At 71.8% G+C, this 16,552-nt stretch carries 16 protein-coding genes; 5 read left to right on the top strand and 11 right to left on the bottom strand.

Annotation, left to right across the window (positions count from 1 at the left end; all coding sequences use genetic code 11):
• The first annotated feature begins 28 nt into the window (after positions 1 to 28).
• The 4 genes from HUO13_RS05720 to HUO13_RS05705 all read left to right on the top strand — a co-directional run bounded on the left by HUO13_RS05720 (position 29) and on the right by HUO13_RS05705 (position 3,067).
• The gene (locus HUO13_RS05720; protein ID WP_009949519.1) at positions 29 to 502 is read left to right on the top strand and encodes a (2Fe-2S)-binding protein; all 474 of its coding nucleotides are present in this window, start codon (positions 29 to 31) and stop codon (positions 500 to 502) included.
• Positions 499 to 1,314 (top strand): FAD binding domain-containing protein, encoded by an 816-nt coding sequence (locus tag HUO13_RS05715; RefSeq protein ID WP_211900424.1) that lies wholly within the window; start codon positions 499 to 501, stop codon positions 1,312 to 1,314. Before HUO13_RS05720 ends, HUO13_RS05715 begins: the two co-directional genes overlap by 4 nt.
• Positions 1,315 to 1,552: 238 nt before the next feature.
• Entirely contained in the window at positions 1,553 to 1,795 is a 243-nt protein-coding gene (locus tag HUO13_RS05710; RefSeq protein WP_249124477.1) for a hypothetical protein, read from the top strand.
• 96 nt (positions 1,796 to 1,891) lie between these two features.
• Positions 1,892 to 3,067, top strand: coding sequence for a cytochrome P450 family protein (locus HUO13_RS05705; RefSeq protein WP_211900423.1), 1,176 nt, complete (start codon positions 1,892 to 1,894; stop codon positions 3,065 to 3,067).
• 3 nt (positions 3,068 to 3,070) lie between these two features.
• On the opposite strand, the gene HUO13_RS05700 is transcribed toward HUO13_RS05705, so the two are convergent.
• On the bottom strand, positions 3,071 to 4,600 hold the full coding sequence (locus HUO13_RS05700) for an MFS transporter (protein ID WP_211900422.1): 1,530 nt from the start codon (positions 4,598 to 4,600) through the stop codon (positions 3,071 to 3,073).
• Between the two features lie 324 nt (positions 4,601 to 4,924).
• On the opposite strand from HUO13_RS05700, the gene HUO13_RS05695 reads away from it, so the two are divergent.
• Positions 4,925 to 6,124 carry an MFS transporter gene (locus tag HUO13_RS05695; protein ID WP_211900421.1) on the top strand — a complete coding sequence of 400 codons (1,200 nt, stop codon included), beginning with the start codon at positions 4,925 to 4,927 and terminating at the stop codon, positions 6,122 to 6,124.
• 208 nt (positions 6,125 to 6,332) lie between these two features.
• Here the strand turns inward: HUO13_RS05695 and HUO13_RS05690 are convergent, their stop codons facing one another.
• From HUO13_RS05690 to HUO13_RS05645, 10 genes are all read right to left on the bottom strand, one after another.
• Entirely contained in the window at positions 6,333 to 6,563 is a 231-nt protein-coding gene (locus HUO13_RS05690) for a hypothetical protein (protein WP_009949526.1), read from the bottom strand.
• Between the two features lie 254 nt (positions 6,564 to 6,817).
• On the bottom strand, positions 6,818 to 8,317 hold the full coding sequence (locus tag HUO13_RS05685) for a PucR family transcriptional regulator (RefSeq protein WP_249124476.1): 1,500 nt from the start codon (positions 8,315 to 8,317) through the stop codon (positions 6,818 to 6,820).
• A 172-nt stretch (positions 8,318 to 8,489) separates the two neighbouring features.
• Positions 8,490 to 9,797: a cytochrome P450 gene (locus tag HUO13_RS05680; RefSeq protein ID WP_211900419.1), complete on the bottom strand. Its 1,308-nt coding sequence runs from the start codon at positions 9,795 to 9,797 to the stop codon at positions 8,490 to 8,492.
• On the bottom strand, positions 9,794 to 10,426 hold the full coding sequence (locus tag HUO13_RS05675; protein WP_249124475.1) for an ATP/GTP-binding protein: 633 nt from the start codon (positions 10,424 to 10,426) through the stop codon (positions 9,794 to 9,796). Before HUO13_RS05675 ends, HUO13_RS05680 begins: the two co-directional genes overlap by 4 nt.
• Positions 10,407 to 10,766: a DUF742 domain-containing protein gene (locus tag HUO13_RS05670; protein ID WP_211900418.1), complete on the bottom strand. Its 360-nt coding sequence runs from the start codon at positions 10,764 to 10,766 to the stop codon at positions 10,407 to 10,409. Before HUO13_RS05670 ends, HUO13_RS05675 begins: the two co-directional genes overlap by 20 nt.
• Positions 10,763 to 11,179, bottom strand: coding sequence for a roadblock/LC7 domain-containing protein (locus HUO13_RS05665; RefSeq protein WP_211900417.1), 417 nt, complete (start codon positions 11,177 to 11,179; stop codon positions 10,763 to 10,765). Before HUO13_RS05665 ends, HUO13_RS05670 begins: the two co-directional genes overlap by 4 nt.
• A gap of 87 nt (positions 11,180 to 11,266) precedes the next feature.
• Positions 11,267 to 12,562 (bottom strand): sensor histidine kinase, encoded by a 1,296-nt coding sequence (locus HUO13_RS05660; RefSeq protein ID WP_211902677.1) that lies wholly within the window; start codon positions 12,560 to 12,562, stop codon positions 11,267 to 11,269.
• Positions 12,563 to 12,934: 372 nt separating this feature from the next.
• The gene (locus tag HUO13_RS05655; protein WP_211900416.1) at positions 12,935 to 13,687 is read right to left on the bottom strand and encodes a protein phosphatase 2C domain-containing protein; all 753 of its coding nucleotides are present in this window, start codon (positions 13,685 to 13,687) and stop codon (positions 12,935 to 12,937) included.
• A gap of 440 nt (positions 13,688 to 14,127) precedes the next feature.
• Entirely contained in the window at positions 14,128 to 15,000 is an 873-nt protein-coding gene (locus HUO13_RS05650; RefSeq protein WP_211900415.1) for a hypothetical protein, read from the bottom strand.
• Positions 15,001 to 15,464: 464 nt separating this feature from the next.
• On the bottom strand, positions 15,465 to 16,418 hold the full coding sequence (locus tag HUO13_RS05645; RefSeq protein ID WP_211900414.1) for a GlxA family transcriptional regulator: 954 nt from the start codon (positions 16,416 to 16,418) through the stop codon (positions 15,465 to 15,467).
• Positions 16,419 to 16,552: the final 134 nt, after the last annotated feature.

Genomic DNA, 16,552 nt, shown 5'->3' with positions numbered 1-16,552 from the left:
ACAGGACGATCTTGCATAGGAGTGCCCGGTGCACGTCACGATCAACGTCAACGGCGAGGAGCACGGCGATGAGGTCGAGGACCGCACGCTGCTCGTCCACTACATCCGGGACACCCGCGGGCTCACCGGCACCAACGTCGGCTGCGACACGACCTCCTGCGGGGCGTGCACGGTGCTGCTCGACGGCGAGTCGGTGAAGTCCTGCACGGTGCTGGCCGCGCAGGCCGACGGCCACTCGGTCACCACGATCGAGGGCCTGGCCGACGGCGAGTCGATGCACCCGGTGCAGCGCGCCTTCCAGGAGAAGCACGGGCTGCAGTGCGGGTTCTGCACGCCGGGCATGGTGATGGCGTCGGTTTCGCTGCTGCGCGAGAACCCCAACCCGACCGACGCCGAGGTGCGCAGCGGGCTCGAGGGCAACATCTGCCGCTGCACCGGCTACCACAACATCGTGGAGTCCGTGCTCGCCGCGGCGGAGCGGACCACGGAGGCTGCCGAATGATCCCCGCCGCGTTCACCTACCGGCGGGCGAGCTCCGTCGACGACGCGCTCGCCCTGCTCGCAGAGCACGGCGAGGACGCCAAGCTGCTGGCAGGCGGCCACTCGCTGCTGCCGCTGATGAAGCTGCGGCTGGCTGTGCCGGAGGTCGTGGTCGACCTCGGCGGCCTGCCGGACCTCTCCTACGTCGAGGACCGGGGCGACAGCGTCGCCATCGGCGCCCTGACCCGCCACCACGACCTGGCGACCTCGGAGCTGCTCGGCCGGGAGGTGCCGCTGCTGGCGCACGCGGCGGGCACGATCGGCGACCCGCAGGTCCGCCACCGGGGCACGATCGGCGGTTCGCTGGTGCACGGCGACCCCGCGTCGGACCTGCCCGCGGTCGCGCTCGCGCTGGACGCGGTGCTGGTCGTGCGCGGCCCGGCGGGCTCGCGGGAGGTGCCGGCCACCGAGTTCTTCAAGGACTTCTTCGAGACCGCCGTCGAGCCCGGTGAGCTGCTGACCGAGATCCGCATCGCCAAGCGGGGCGGCCAGGGCTGGGACTTCCAGAAGTTCACCCGCCGGGCCATCGACTGGGCGATCGTCGGCGTCGCGGTGGCCGGTGACGCGGTGGCGCTGGTGAACATGGGCCCGAAGCCGATGCGGGCGAGCGCGGTGGAGGCCGCGCTGGCCGCGGGTGCGTCGCCGGCCGAGGCCGCCGAGCACGCCGCCGAGGGCACCTCCCCACCGGACGAGCACAACGCCAGCGCCGCTTACCGGCAGCACCTCGCGAAGGTGCTGGTGCGACGCGCGCTGGAGAACGCCCGGGCGCGCTGAGGAGTGCTTTCGGAGCCGAGGTCCGCATGCGGGCCTCGGCTCCGAGGCAGTGCCGGGTGCAACCGGAAAAGTCCTTTCGGGGCAATGACATGCGCACCGCGCCCGGTAACATGTCAGTCGTTCTGCCGGTTCGCTTCTGAAGGTGGCGAGTGCGATGAGCGTCGAACGGGTTGCCGCATACCACGCGTTGTGAACAGCCCCTGCCGCCCACGCGGGCTGACTGCTCCTGCTCGGCGCGGTGGCGGCCCTGCTCATCGGTTTCACCGCGTTCTCGGTGAAGGTCTTCCTCGGTCTTGCTGAGCTGCTCCTCGCCCGCCTGCGAACGGACGGGTCGCGGGGCACATCCCGAGCAAACCGCTTCGAGCCGGAGCGTTCCGCCGCCGTGGTGCACAACCACCTCGCCGACGCGAGCGCGAGCATCGTCGTCCAGGCCGGGGAGATCCGCGGTGACGTGCACTTCCACGGAACCCTGTCGAGATAGCGCACCGTGCGGTGGGCGGAGTCGCGGCCCGCCCACCGCAGCGGTCAGCGCCGCCCGGCGGCGACACCACCCCGAAACCGCCGATAGATTGCCCGGATGCGACCGGTCGAGATCGATGACGAGTTCGTGACCTGCCCGCACGCGGCTTACGCGCGGCTGCGCGGGCAGGGCCCGGTGCACCGGGCGGTGGCACCGGACGGCTCCCACGTCTGGCTGGTAACCCGCTACGACGACGTCCGCGCCGCGCTGGCCGACCCGAGGCTGTCGCTGGACAAGGCGCACGCCACCGGCGGCTACCGCGGTCTGCCGCTGCCGCCCGCCCTGGACGCGAACCTGCTCAACATGGACGCGCCCGAGCACACCCGGCTGCGCCGCATCGTGGCCAGGGCCTTCACCGCGCACCGCACCGAGCTTTTGCGGCCCCGCGTCCAGGAGATCGCAGACGAACTGCTCGACGCCGTCGCGGGCCGGGAGCAGGCGGAACTGATGTCGGCCTTCGCGGGTCCGCTGCCGATCACCGTGATCTGCGAGCTGCTGGGCGTCGACGCGCGGGACCGGCCGGACTTCCGGGCGTGGACCGACGAGACGCTCGCGCCCTCCACACCCGACCGTGCCCGCGACTCGCTGCGCTCCCTGTACGCATTCCTGGTCGACCTGATCGCGCGCAAACGCGCCGAACCCGGTGCGGACATGCTGAGCACGCTGGTCGGCCTGCGGGACGACGCGGGCAGCCTGACCGAGGACGAGCTGACCTCCACCGCGTTCCTCGTGCTGTTCGCGGGCTACGAGAACACCGTGAACCTGATCGGCAACGGGCTCGCCGCCCTGCTCGCCCGCCCGGCACAGCTCGCGGCCGTCCGGTCCGACCGCGAACTGCTTTCGTCCACAGTGGAGGAACTACTGCGGTTCGACCCGCCGCCGCAGCTTGCCATCCGCCGTTTTCCCAAGGAGGACCTGGAGATCGGCGGCGTGCGGATTCCGGCGGGCGACACCGTGCTGCTCTCCCTGGTCTCCGCGCATCACGACCCGGCGCGCTTCCCCTCGCCCGGTGAGCTGCTCCCCGACCGCGCCGACAACGCGCACCTGGCGTTCGGCCACGGACCGCACTTCTGCATCGGCGCGCCGCTGGCCCGGATGGAGGCCGAGATCGCATTCAGCACCGTCCTCGCCCGCTTCCCCGGCCTCTCGCTCGCGGTCGACCCCGCGGAACTCCGGTGGCGGCCGTCGTTCCGCAACCGCGGTCTGCGGGAACTGCCCGTGCGGTTGTCCTGACCGCTACGCGGTCCGCAGCCCGCGCAGGACGGTCAACGAGAGCACCGCGAGCACGGCCACGACCACCGCGCAAACGCCCGCGACCGTCGCCATACCGGTGGTGAACGCCTGCTGCGCCGCGCCGAGCAGCTCACCGGCGGTGCCCCCGGGCAGCGCTTCGGCCGCGGCCACCGCACCCGGCAGCGTCTCGCGGGCGGCGTCGGCCGCCTCCGGTGGCACGCCGCGGGGAATCGCGTCCGCCACGCTGCGCTGGTAGACGGCCGCGCCGACGCTGCCGAACGCCGCCACGCCGAACGCGATCCCGAACTCGCCGCTGGTCTCGGAGACCGAGGAGGCCGCGCCCGCCTTCTCCGGAGGCGCCGACCCGACGACCAGGTCGATGCCGAGCGCGCCGATGGGGGCGGTCCCGAGGAAACCGATGGTCGTCGCGACCACCAGCAGCGTCGGTCCCCCGCTGTGGTCGGCCACGGCCAGCAGGAGGAAGCCGGGCACCGACAGCAGGAGTCCGCCTCCGATCACCACGCCCGGGCGGAACCTCCGGGCGAGCAGCGGCGACAGCACCGATCCGATGCCCAGCGCGACCGCCGGCGGCGCCATCCAGATCCCCGCCGCCAGCGGGGAAAGTCCCTCGACCATCTGCAAGTACTGGCCGACGAGCAGGTAGACGCCGCCCTGCAGGCACATCGCGAAGAGCAGGATCACCAGCGCCGCGCTGAACGAGCGGTTGGCGAACAGCCGCAGGTCGAGAAGCGGATCGGCAAGAGTGCGCTGCCTCCGCACGAACAGCACGCCGAAGCCCACGCCGACCGCGGCGACGAGCAACGCCGTCCAGCTCGCTCCGCTCCCGGCGATCGCCTTGAGGCCGTAGATGACCGGCAGGATCGCCGCGAGCGAGAGCGCCACGCTGATCAGGTCGAGCCTGCCCCGCCCGCTCCCGCGCGACCGCGGCAGCAGCAGCGGCCCGGTCGCCAGGAGCAGCAGCATGACCGGAACGCCCATGAGGAACACCGCTCCCCACCAGAACCGCTGGAGCACGAACCCGCCGACCACGGGGCCGAACACGCCGCCGCCCATGAAGCAGCTCATGAAGACGCCGATCGCCAGTGCGCGCTGGCGCCGGTCCGTGAACATCTCGGTGATCAGCGCCAGCGTCGAGGGCATCAGCGTCGCGCCCGCGACGCCGAGCAGCGCCCGGGCCGCGATGAGCGCCTCGGCGCTGGGCGCGTAGGCCGCCAGCACCGACACGACGCCGAACGCGGCGGCGCCGGACATCAGCAGCCTGCGCCTGCCGACGCGGTCGCCGAGCGTGCCCATGGTGACCAGGAAGCCGGCGATCATGAACCCGTAGCTGTCCATGATCCAGAGCTGCTGGCCGCCCGTCGGGGCCAGGTCCTCGCTGAGGTGCGGCAACGCCAGGAACAGCACGCTGTTGTCCACCGCGAGCAGCAGGGTTGGCAGGGCGAGCACGGCGAGGCCGGCCCATTCGCGGTACCCGGCGCGTTCACCGGTGGCGAGCGGTCGGTGGGAAACCATCGGAGTCCTCTCGGTCGGGCAGCACTGGAGCAGTGCGAGGTCGTGTCGCCGGCTCGTCCGCGGAAACCCCGGCGTGACGTACGCCCGATTCTGAAACTTCGAGTTGACTCCAGGTCAATGACGCTCGATCAGGAATTTCACTGCCTCGAATACATCTACTTTGCTCCAGATACCCGAAATCCGGACCTCGCGAGGAGCGGGCTACCGACCCTGCGCCGAGAGGACGGCCGACGCATGGCGTTCGAGCGGTCCGCGCCACAACCCCTGGTTAGTTCGCCACACGAAAACCATCATCGGTGGACCGACCGAACCCGAGGAAGGTCCATGTCCGGTACCGCCAGCTCTCCCGCCACCAGATCCCCCGGCGGCACCTCCGCCGCCGCCCGACCGCCGCTGGCGCTGTGCGCGGCCTCGTTCGTCAGCACATTCGACCGCTTCGCGGTCACCCCGATGCTGCTGCTCATCGCCCTGGACATGCGGGCGCCGCTGGCCGCCACGGTCGCCGCCGCGAGCGGCTACTTCCTCGCCTACGGCCTGTCCCAGGCCGCGTGGGGCGTGCTGTCCGACCGCTACGGCCGCGTCCGCATCATGCGGGCCACCCTGCTGGGCGCCGCTGCCGCCGGGCTGGTCTCGGCGGTCGTGCCCTCGCTGGGCGCGCTCGTGGCCGCACGCGTGGTCGCGGGCGCCTGCTTCGGCGCGGTGGTGCCGACCGCGCTGACCTACGTGGGCGACACCGTGCCCGTGGCACGGCGGCAGCGCGCGCTCTCCGAGCTCATGGGACTCATGGCCCTCGGCACCGCACTGGCGACCGCGGCGGGCGGGGTCCTGGCCGACCTCCTGCACTGGCGTGCGGTGTTCGCCGCACCCGCGGTGCTCGCCCTCGCCTGCTCCCTCGCGCTGCGCGGCCTGCCCGAGCCCGAGCGCGCGGCCGTCGGCGGCATGCGGCAGCACTTCACCGCGGTGCTGCGGAACCGCTGGGCGCTGCTGGTCTTCGGGCTGGCGTTCGTCGAGGGCGGGGCACTGCTGGGCACGATGACGTTCCTGGCCTCGGCCCTGCAGAGCGGCGGTGTCGAAGCTGCCGTCGCGGGCATCGCGACGGCCGCCTACGGCATCGGCGTGTGGCTGTTCTCGCTGCTGCTGCGGAAAGCTTTCAGCGGGCGTCCGGTCTGGCTGCTGATCACGATCGGCGGCGTCCAGATGTGCGCGGGCTACGCACTCGTGAGCCTGCGCGTCGACGTCGGCACCGTCGTCATCACGACGTTGCTGCTGGGCGGCGGCTGGTCGTTCATGCACTCGTCGTTGCAGACGTGGGCGACGTCGGTGGCACCGTCGGCGCGGGGCACGGCAGTCTCGTTCTTCGCCGCCGCGCTGTTCTGCGGCAGCGCCGTCGCCTCAGCCCTCGGCGGGCTGCTCGTCGAACGGGGTCAGTACGCGCTGCTGTTCGCGGCGACGACGGCGCTGGCGGTGGCGCTGACCGCGGTGGCGACCCTCGCCCACCGCCGCTACGAAGCCGGGCAGCGGTGAACGGAGAGGGCCATCCCCGCGGAGGGAAGCGGGGATGGCCCGGTGCGGGTCGCCTCCGTGCTTCCGCTTCGGATCCGCGCCCCGGACGCCACCGTGTGTGGGGGGTCGGTACGGCGGCGACTTCGGGAGGGCGCGGCCCCGCGGCGGAAAGGCACCCGCCCGGGTGCGGCGTCCCCGAATCCGCCCGCACCCGGTCATGTCGGGCGTCTCAGCCCGAGGCCAGCTCCGCCGCGGCATCGGCGAGCACGCCGGCGTCCACGGTCCTGCCGTGGTTGCGCCCGCGTTCGCGCAGGACAACGGCGAGGCGCTCCAGGATCCCGGCGAGCTCGTGGCACTGGTGCGGACCGTACTGCCCGGACGGGATGGCGTAGGCGGCGTCGTCGAGCGCCCACTGCGCCCCGCGAAGCGCCACCGCCAGGGCGCGGTCGTCGTTCCTCATCGCTGCCCCCGCTCTCACGTCGTCGCGGCGCCCGGCGGCGCCGGGATTCCGCCCACGGCGGACACTGCCGCCCCGGTGTCCACAATGCACCGCAGAACACCGGCGCCCGATTGCGGATATCGCCGTACCAGCGGGGAATCGGATTGGTTCGACATGTCGAGCTCCCGGGGTCGGCGATCAGTTTCCCAGGACCCTAGGAAGCCGCCGTCGAACGAGTCCAGGTTCGATTTGCACAACGGTGGCGCGAATCGGTTTCAGGATGCTGCGTCGGTCCACCCGCGCTGCCGGATCCGCAAGGCGAACAGGAGGTCGTAGCGGGCCGAGGGACCGTTCAGCAGCGAGCGGCCCAGCGCCTCCTCTATGCGCAGCAGGCGTTTGCGCGCGCCCGGCACCGAGACGCCCAGGGCGGCGGCCGTACTGTCCAGTCTGGCGTTGTTGACCAGCCACGTTCGCAGCGTGTCCAGGAAAAGGCGGGGGTCCTTGTCGAGGATCGGCGCGAGCACCGCGGCGGCCCACTGCCGCACCGGGTCCGTGTCGAGAACGCTGTCGAGGTCGGGAACCGCGCCGTGCACGGCGGCAGTCCTTCGTGGACGGTCGAGCAACCGGACGGCCAGGTGCAGCACCGCCTGGGTTTCAAGTTCCGTCAGGTCGCAGGACAACGTCCGTTCAATCCGGCGCAACCGGGTCGCAACCGTGTTGCGGTGCACCTTCAGCTGCGCGGCCGCGCGGCCGTAGAAGCTGAGCCAGGACTGCAGCGTTGCGAGCAGCTCGCCGGAGTCGGGGTCCTGGCTGCGTTCGGAGGTGGAGTCCAGCAGCGGCGAGAGAACCGCGCGCGCCCACAGCACGCCCTCGACGCCGAGCAGCGCGTCGAGCTCCGCGCGCGGGCTGAACAACGCGAAGCGCGCCGGGTCGCTCCTGGCGACGGCCAGCGCGTGGAACGCCTGCTGGTAGCCGGCGGCGGTGTCGCGCAGCGGCACCACCTCACCGGCACCGATGCACAGGCCGCCGTCCGCGAGCCCGTGCAGCTCGTCGTCCAGCCGCTCCAGCGCGCCGGCGTCCGCGGCGGAGACCAGCACGATCAGCTGGTCGCGGTACACCGGGCACGGGATGATCCACGCCCGGTGCCCGCACACCAGCGAACAGCGGCGGGCGGCGGCCGCGCGGTCCCCGCCCGCGCTCTCGACGAGGTAGACGCGCAGCACGTCGGGTAGCCGCTGCCCCAACGCGCCCGCGGCGCGGCGCGCGCCGTCGAGCTGGCCGACCATGAGCATGTGCAGGATCGCCTCGCGGTTGAGCGACTCCGCCCGCTCCAGCTCGGCGCGGCGGCGGTCGGCCTCGTCGGCCCGCCACCGCAGCCGCAGCAGGCGCACCACGTCGGCGATCAGCGCGTTCGCGTCGTCGGGGAAGGCTCCGCGCCGGGCCACCACGAGCACCGGGCCGAGCTGCTCGGCGTCGACGGCGAGCACCCGCACCGAATGCGTCCCGGCGTCGTGCACCGCGGAGTGGAAGCGCTGCGACAGTACCGACGCGATGGTGTCGGCCGCCTCCGCCAGCAGATCCTGCGGCTGTCGTGCCGTTTCCGGCTCCGGTCCCTCCGGATAGGAGGCGACCAGCTCGCCGAACCTGTTCAGCAGCAGCGCCCGCACGCCGAGCCGCTCGGCGAGCCAGCGCAGCAGCATCCGCGTTCCGTCCGGCCGGGTGGCCTCGCGCAGCAGCATCCGGAAGTCGCGCTGATCGAACCGCACATCGGCCATGGCACCGCCCATCGTGATCCGCTGCGGAGCCCCAACCGCGCTGGTCGTGACCGGCGGTGAGCAATCGCAGCTTCGATGATCACTCTACCGAGAACCGACGTGTCAATCGCAGGAAACTTCGCTCCGACCTGTTGAGGGCGAGCAGCTGGTCAGCGGTGAGCGGCTCCGGCGGTCAGGGGCGCTTGGCGTAGGTCGGGGTGAACTCCACCGGCAGGTCGACCAGACCGCGGATCGTGGTGGACTGCCGCCACCTCAGGGCCTCGGGCTCCACCGCCAGGCGCAGGTCCGGCAACCGGTCAAGCAGCACCTCGATGGTCGACTTCGCGATCACCTCGGCCAGCTCCGGCGCGGGGAACGGGCAGCCGTGCTCCCCGTGCCCGAACGCCATGTGCGCGTGGTTGCCCGCCATGTGCGCGTTGGTGCCGTCCGGCCACACCTGCGGGTCGGAGTTGGCGGCGTTGTAGCCCAGCAGCAGCAGGTCGCCCTTGCGGATGCTGCGTCCGCCGAGCTGGGTGTCGCGTGCCGCCCAGCGCCCCAGGAGGTTGGACACCGGGCTGTCCTCCCACAGCACCTCGTTCAGCGCGTCGCCCACGCTGCGCCGGCCACCCGAGAGGGTCAGCGCGAAGCGCTCGTCGGTGAGCAGCAGCCGCAGGGTGTTGCCGATCCAGCTCGCGGTCGGCTGGTGCGCGGCGGTCAGCAGGATGACCAGGTCGATGGCGCACTCGTCGTCGTTGGCGGTCGAGGGGTGCCCCAGCAGCCGCGACGGCAGGTCGTTGCCCGGCCGTTCGCGCTTGACCGCGAGCAGTGCGCGCATCCGGTCCACGACCCGGTTGTGGGCGGCCCCGGCGCCTTCGGCGGCGTCGATCGTGGTCGACAGGTCGCCGATCAGGTCCCGCGTCTGCTCCTCGGTCATGCCGAACATGGTGGTGACCACCAGCAGCGGGATCCGGTCGGTGTACTCGGCGATCAGATCGGCGCGCCCCGAACCCGCGAACGAGTCGATCAGCCGGTCGGCGATGCGCGCGCACTGGTCCCACAGCTCGAACTGGTCCACCGCCGCCAGCGCGTCGCTGATCGCGCCGGCCCGGCGCTGGTGCTCCTCGCCCTCGGAGACCAGCACCGAGTGGTCGATGCCGAGCCAGGGCCACAGCGGGTGGCCGTCGGGGACGTCGTCCCAGTGGTTCCAGCGCCGCGAGTTGCGCGCGAACAGCTCGGAGTCGGTGGTGACCTGGTGCACCTCGCGGTAGCCGAGCACCAGCCACGCGGGCAGGTCGCCCTCCAGCAGGATCGGCGCCACCGGGCCGTGCTCGCGGCGCATCTCCCGGTACAGCTCCTTGGGGTCGCGCTGCAGGATCTGCCCGTACATGCGCACGGCGGACTCCTGCGCCTCGGATGCCTGCGGCGCGGCGGGCACCGCCTGCACCGGGCACTCCGACGGCGGATCGGCCGCGGGCCACTCGACTTCGGACGCACCGGTCATGACCTGATCTCCCTGGCCATCGACATCGCGTACAGGTGCTTGACGAGCGTCAGCAGCACCGACTTGCAGGACTCCCGCTCCCGCGCGTCGCATTCGACCAGCGGGACGCCCGGGCTGAGGTCGAGGGCGTGCCGGATCTCCTCCAGGGAGTGCTCCGGCGGCCCGAAGTTGTTCCTGACCACCACGAACGGCGTGCCGTGCTGCTCGAGCCGGTCGATGGCGTACCAGGAGTCGGCCAGCCTGCGGGCGTCGACCAGCACCACCGCGCCCAAGGTCCCGGAGAACAGCTGGTCCCAGAAGAACCAGAACCGCTCCTGGCCTGGCGCGCCGAACAGGTACAGCACCAGCTCGGCGTTCAGGCTGATCCGCCCGAAGTCGAAGGCCACCGTCGTGGTGGTCTTGCCCTGCACGTCGGCGTCGATGCCCAGGCCCGCCTGGGTCATCGTCTCCTCGGTGCTCAGCGGCCGGATCTCGCTCACCGAGCGGACCATGGTGGTCTTGCCGACCCCGTAGCCGCCGACGATGACGATCTTGAGTGCGTCGGCGGCGGTGCTGTGCAGCGGGGTGCGCTCGCCACCGGCCGCACCGGGGCCGACCGGCACCGCCCGGTCAAAGTCGTTCGAGTCCAACGAGCACCTGCTTAAGCGTTTCGGGGTCGGGCAGATCCGCCTTGGCGGTGGCGGACGACGGGTGGCGGGCGGTGACCCGGCCGGTGTCGAGCAGATCGCACAGCAGGATCTTCACCACGCTCACCGGCAGCCCCAGTTCCGAGGAGACCTCCACGACCGCCGTCGGCCTGCGGCACAGGCGCAGGATGCGCACGTGCTCGGACTGCATGCCCGGAGTGGGATCGCACTCGCTGACGATCAGCGTGACCAGGTCGAGGGAGCTCTCCCCGGCGTCGCTGCGTCCGCCCGTGACGATGTAGAGCCGGTCCGGGTCCTCGTTCTCCAGCTCTCGCCTGCTCATGTCGGACGCACACCTCCGGATGGGCGCGGTGCCGCGGTCAGGTACTCGCCGAGCTGCTCGACCAGCTCGTTCATGTTGTGGCCGACGTTGCCGACCTCGGCGTCCTCGTCGGCCAGCACCGCAAGGTGCGCGCCGAGCCCGGCCTCGACGATGAACAGCAGGCCGCCGTGGAACTCGGTCATGGACTGCCGCACGCCGCCGGTACCGTCGCCGAACTCGATGGAAGCGCCGTAGGAAAGGCTCTGGATGCCCGAGGAGATGGCGGCGAGCTGGTCGGCCTGGTCCATCGTGAGCCCGCTAGAGTAGCAGAGCTTGAGCCCGTCCCTGGACAGCACCAGCGCGTGCCGGGCCCCCGGCGTTCGCTTCAGCAGGTTCTCCAGCAACCAGTCGAGGTCGCGTTCAGTGGTGTTCATCTCGCTCCTCCGGGGCGTCGCGGCGGCGGTCCGCCCCTGCCTCCAATCCTTCGGTCCGGTCCGTGCCTGTACCTGCTGGGACGGCGCTCATCGGGCGTCGTCCTCCTGGCCGTCGTCGATGAGCCTGCCGGTGCGGGCCTGGCGGAACGCGGTGAAGCGGGCCCCCGCGTCCGGCCGCGCCTTCGGGGCCGCCGACGCGGGCGGCCGGGGAGCCGCCGACAGGGTCTGGCCCCGGCGGCGCTGCGGCAGCCCGGACGGTTGTTCGTCGCTCCGCGGGACCGCCGCACCGATGCGCACCGGCTCGGTCACCGGCTGCGAGCGGGTGGGAGCCGGCGCGGGCTCCGGCTCGCTCCTGGGCTGGGTGAGCAGCTCGCGCGGGATGAGCACGACGACACCGGTGCCACCGCGCGCCGACGGCCGGAACGACACCTTCAACCCGTACTTGCGGGCCAGGCTGCCGACGACGGCCAGGCCGAGCCGGGTGCCCGACAGCGTGCTGAGGTCCGGCGCCTCGGCGGAGACCGCGCGCTGCGCCCGCTCCAGCGCGGCGGGTTTCATCACCAGGCCGCCGTCCTCGATGGTCACCGCGATGCCGACCTGGCCGTCCTCGACGTAGACGTGGACCTTCTCCGACGGCGGCGAGAAGCTGGTGGCGTTGTCCATCAGCTCGGCCAGCGCGTGCATGACGCCCTCGGCGGCGTAGCCCGCGATGGCCGCGCCGCTGGTGGAGTGCAGCTGGACCCGCTGGTAGTCGCGGATGCGGCCGACCGCCCCGCGCAGGATGCTCTCCATGACGATCGGCTTGGTCCAGCGGCGGCCGGACCGGGAACCGGTGAGCACCGCGATGCTGTCGGCCAGCCTGCCCGCCTGGGCGATGCTGTGGTCGATCTTGAGCAGGTCGCCGAGAACCGTCTCGTCGTGCCGGTGCTGCATCTCGCGCAGGTCGGCGAGCATGCTGGTGGTCAGGGCCTGGACCCGGCCCGCGGCGTTGGCGCAGGCGCCCATGGTCGCCGCGCGCATCCGCTCCGCGCCGCCGACCTCGGCCGCGGCGGTGCGCAGGATTCGCGCCTGGTGCTCGTGGGCGGGCAGCTCGATCTCGGCGAGCGCGGTGTCCGGGGATGCGCCCCCTCGCAGCCGCCCCACCAGTTCGGGCAGCTTGCGGTCGGCGAGTTCGGCGACCTCGCTCTCCAGTTCGTCGACGCGCGCCTGCGTGCGGCGGTTGCGCATGGACCAGTAGGTCGCCATGGCCATCGACACCGCGAGCAGCGCCGCCGCGATCCCGCCGTACCAGCCGGTCAGCAGCCGTATCGATGCCGGGGCCAGGACGGTCGTCACCGCGCACGCCGCACCGGCGACCAAGGCGGTGGCGAGCAGGACGAGCATGGCCCGTCCGATCGGTGAAGGCGCGGCCCGGTCGCGAACAGAGGTGCTTGTCGACATCGATCAGGACCTTTGCGGAAGGGTGCGGTGGCTCAGGGACGGTGATCCTATTACGGCCACCGGGGGAATTCGTAGGTTTCGGGTTGCTTTCGTCCCTGTTTACCGGAGATGTCGGCGGGACTGCACCGCCAAGCCGGTCCGGCTCGTCCCGCCGGCGGCGGCTACCAGGGCGAACAGCCTCGAGGCGCAGGCAGGTGGATCGTCGGTCAACGAGGCCGACGAGCACCGTCACCGCACGCCAGATCGCGAATTCCGCTTCGCGGAAACTCCATAGTGGAGCGCGTACCTACGCCGTTCAGGTGATTCGCCGTCACGCTACGACATCCGCAGGACGGCGGCCGTCGCGTCGTCGTGGCGCTTGCCCCGCTCCCGCTCGATGGTGTTCTCCGCCTTGCGGACGCGGTTGATCAGTTCGCCCGGCCCTTCGCGTTCGAGCAGGTCCAGCAGCCCGGTCCAGTCGGTGAGCCCGAAGCGCTCGACGTAGCGGGACGCGCCGTCGGTGAGTACGGCGCCGATCCGCACGTCCGCGACCGGGACGCTGCCCCGCACCGCCTGGTACGCGGCCTCGGGGGCGGTGCTGGCGGCCCAGAAGCCGCCGGGCTGGTTGCGGCTGTCGCGCACCGCCTCCGGGGAGCGGCTGGGCAGCCGGTCCAGGCGGTCGTCGACGATCGCGCGGACCTCGCCGCCGACCTCCAGCAGGACCGGGCTGTCGGCGAGCACCAGGTACTCCAGTTCGTGACCGCGCAGCCGCACCACCGAAACCGTCGACGACGGGCTCGACGGGTTGCCGAGGTCGCACGTCCCGCCGTGGGCGTCGCAGGTCATCCCGATCGCGCCGGCCAGCGCGTCGGCCAGCGATTCGCTTTGCAGCGAGAGGCTTTTCGCCAGCCCAGCGGCGAGGTGGCGAACCAGCCACCGCACGTCGTGGACGCAACCGCTGTCGACCCCGGCGGGCGCGGTGGCGCCGTCGAGCACCAGGACCCACGAGGGGCCGGCCACGACGAAGTCCTCGTTTCCCTCGCCGGGCCCCCGGTCCGGTGCCGGCTCGATCGCGTAAGTGACGTCCATGCGGTTGGCTCCCCGTCCTGCCGTCGACTGCCGCGGGGTCCCGGTCCCCACCCCGCACTATGCCCGCTCGCGCCCAGCCGGGCCGCCCGACGCCGTCCTTCGGCGACTCTCGAAGCGCGTGGAGCGGATGCTAGCGAACGAGCAATCGAGGAATTCAGTTAATGCATCGCCACGTTCGGCATCCTGGTTCACTGCGGCCGGATATCCAGAAGTCCCGGAAACATTCGACGGACAGTTCCCACCTCCCTGTCAACGTCGGCTGCCGGCGAGAAATGAATCGGGATCCGGAACAAGGCAGTGGGCCGATGCTCTCCGCGAACATCGGCCCACTGCCGTCGAATCAGGCTGACTGCATTCGTCGCCTGAGCCCAGCCGGCGCTGCGCCGGTCCGGCTTGTCAGACGCGAGGCCGGACTACGTCGCCGACCTCACCAGTTGGCATCACCACGGCCACAGGTCCCAGGACGACGGCCACAGGTCCCACGAGAACGGCCAGAAGTTGAAGAGGCCCGTGCTCTCGCCGCCGGCTCCGCCGGGACCTCCCTTGCCGAACTGGCTGTCGCCACCGGCGCCGCCACCGCCGCCATCACCGTTGACGCTGTTGCCGCCGGCACCGCCGCCGCCACCGTTGCCGAAGACGCTGCCGCCCCCGACGCCGCCACCACCGCCGTTGCCGTCGACGCTGTTCCCGCCGGCGCCACCGCCACCACCGTTGCCGAAGTCGCTGTCACCACCGGCGCCACCGCCGCCGCCATTGCCGTCGACGCTGTTCCCACCGGCACCGCCGCCACCACCGTTACCGAAGACGCTGCCGCCTCCGCCGGCACCGCCGCCGCCACCACCGGTGACGCTGTCACCGCCGGCGCCGCCACCACCGCCGTTGCCGAAGATGCTGCCTCCGCCGGCGCCACCGCCGCCGCCGCTACCGGTGACACTGTCGCCGCCGGTACCGCCGCCGCCACCGTTGCCGTCGACGCTGTCGCCGCCGGCGCCACCGCCGCCACCGGGCCCGGTCACGCTGTCGCCACCAGCGCCACCGCCACCGCCGTTGCCGTCGACGCTGTTCCCACCGGCACCACCGCCGCCACCGGGCCCGGTCACGCTGTCGCCACCAGCGCCACCGCCACCGCCGTTACCGTTGACGCTGTCGCCGCCGGCACCACCGCCGCCGCCTGCACCGTCGACACTGCTGCCCCCGGCACCGCCCGTACCGCCGTCGCCGCTCGCGCTGTTGCCTCCGGCTCCTCCGGCACCGCCGTCGCCATTGACGCTGTCGCCCCCGGCACCGCCGGCGCCCCCCTTGCCCGTGAGCATCGATTCCTTCACGTGAACGTGGCTGACCACCGCGGTCGGCGCCTGCGGGCCCGGCGTGGCCATCGCCGATGCCGGGGCAAGGGCGCAAGTCGAAATCGCGACAGCGATTCCGAGCGTCTTCATGGCAAGCTTCATCATTCGCTCCTGATGTCTTTCTGGCGGCACGTGCGTACCGGTTCATCAATTGATTGGGACGGGATCCTGTTCTCCCGACCCGCATCAAACTGTGCCGTAGGAGCCTGCCGAATTCGTATGGGGAAACCACCCGCGACAACCGCGGAATCCCCCGGATCGGAAGTGGTGCAATCCCGTGCCCCGAAGCGAGCACGCCCCAGTCACAACCCCCATGAGCAGTCGCCGCAAGGTCCGCTGACCATTGATGCTGGCACAACCGTGTACGCGCTGGTTGATCAGTTCGGCCGCCACATGCGGTCGTGGAATGTCATGTGCTGGGCGGTCTTGCCTTACCGGGTTTCGCCGAAGGTCCGCCGGTATGCGCCGGGTGTGGTGCCGAAGCGCGCCCGGAATCGGCGACGGAGGTTGACCGCCGAGGCGAGTCCGACCCGGGTGGCGATGGCATCCACCGGAAGGTTGGTCTGTTCCAGCAGTGCCCGTGCCGCGTCGAGGCGCTGACCGAGCAGCCACTCCCCTGGGCTGGTGCCGAGCTGTTCGGTGAACCGCCGGGCGAGAGTTCGGCTCGACAGCCCGGCGCGTTCGGCGAGCCGGCCGACGGTCAGCCGGGCGTCGAGCTGGGCGATGGCCCACTCCAGCAACGGCGCCAACGACTCGTCCGCCCTGGCCCGGGCGGGCTGAGCGGCGTACTGGAGTTGGCTGCCCTCCCGGTGTGGCGGCAGCACCATGTTCCGGGCGATCTGGGCGGCGTATGCCGCGCCGTGGTCGGAACGTACGACGTGCAGGCACAGGTCGATGCCCGCGCCGGTTCCGGCGCTGGTCGCCACGTCGCCGTGGTCCACGTAGAGCACGTCCGGGTCCACCTGCACCTCGGGGAAGGTGGCGGCGAGCTGGGCGGTGTCGCGCCAATGGGTGGTGGCGCGGCGGCCGTCGAGCAGTCCGGCCTGAGCGAGGACGAACGCCCCCGTGCAGATGGCGACGACCCTCGCCCCGCGCCGGTGGGCGGCCCGCAGCGCCTCGGTGATGGCAGGCGGCGCCGGTGCGCCGGCCGGCTGCCAGCCGGGGACGACCACGGTGTCCGCCTCCTGCAGAGCCGCCAGCCCCGCGTCGACGAGCATCGCGTAGCCGACGGTGGTCTGCAGAGGACCTGGACGCTCGGCGCAGATCCGGAAGTCGTAGTGCACCGGCAGGTCCTGCCGGACGGTGCCGAAGACCTCGGCGACGCAGGCGAGCTCGAACGGCGACTGGGGCGGGTTGAGCAGGGCCACCACCCGATGACAGCTCATGGCAGGATCATACTCATTGATGTCTTTTCGGACTCTCGGCCTGGAGGCGGAGTCCGCGCACAGTGGTCCTATGCGTGAAACCACTGGAACGGGCGTGCTGAGGACCGCAGTCCAGGTCGACGGCGAAAAGGCCA

Origin of the sequence: Saccharopolyspora erythraea (assembly GCF_018141105.1) — a bacterium.
GTDB classification, from domain to species: Bacteria; Actinomycetota; Actinomycetes; order Mycobacteriales; family Pseudonocardiaceae; genus Saccharopolyspora_D; species Saccharopolyspora_D erythraea_A.
Note: the sequence above shows the minus strand (reverse complement) of the source record. Positions and strands in the feature narration are given on the sequence as shown.

Coding starts and splice junctions, on each gene's coding strand:
- HUO13_RS05705 (WP_211900423.1), top strand. CDS start 1,892: ATGCGACCGGTCGAGATCGATGACGAGTTCGTGACCTGCCCGCACGCG.
- HUO13_RS05655 (WP_211900416.1), bottom strand. CDS start 13,687: ATGGACGTCACTTACGCGATCGAGCCGGCACCGGACCGGGGGCCCGGC.
- HUO13_RS05665 (WP_211900417.1), bottom strand. CDS start 11,179: ATGAACACCACTGAACGCGACCTCGACTGGTTGCTGGAGAACCTGCTG.
- HUO13_RS05695 (WP_211900421.1), top strand. CDS start 4,925: ATGTCCGGTACCGCCAGCTCTCCCGCCACCAGATCCCCCGGCGGCACC.
- HUO13_RS05660 (WP_211902677.1), bottom strand. CDS start 12,562: ATGCTCGTCCTGCTCGCCACCGCCTTGGTCGCCGGTGCGGCGTGCGCG.
- HUO13_RS05690 (WP_009949526.1), bottom strand. CDS start 6,563: ATGAGGAACGACGACCGCGCCCTGGCGGTGGCGCTTCGCGGGGCGCAG.
- HUO13_RS05685 (WP_249124476.1), bottom strand. CDS start 8,317: ATGGCCGATGTGCGGTTCGATCAGCGCGACTTCCGGATGCTGCTGCGC.
- HUO13_RS05645 (WP_211900414.1), bottom strand. CDS start 16,418: ATGAGCTGTCATCGGGTGGTGGCCCTGCTCAACCCGCCCCAGTCGCCG.
- HUO13_RS05670 (WP_211900418.1), bottom strand. CDS start 10,766: ATGAGCAGGCGAGAGCTGGAGAACGAGGACCCGGACCGGCTCTACATC.
- HUO13_RS05700 (WP_211900422.1), bottom strand. CDS start 4,600: ATGGTTTCCCACCGACCGCTCGCCACCGGTGAACGCGCCGGGTACCGC.
- HUO13_RS05715 (WP_211900424.1), top strand. CDS start 499: ATGATCCCCGCCGCGTTCACCTACCGGCGGGCGAGCTCCGTCGACGAC.
- HUO13_RS05680 (WP_211900419.1), bottom strand. CDS start 9,797: ATGACCGGTGCGTCCGAAGTCGAGTGGCCCGCGGCCGATCCGCCGTCG.
- HUO13_RS05650 (WP_211900415.1), bottom strand. CDS start 15,000: ATGCTCACGGGCAAGGGGGGCGCCGGCGGTGCCGGGGGCGACAGCGTC.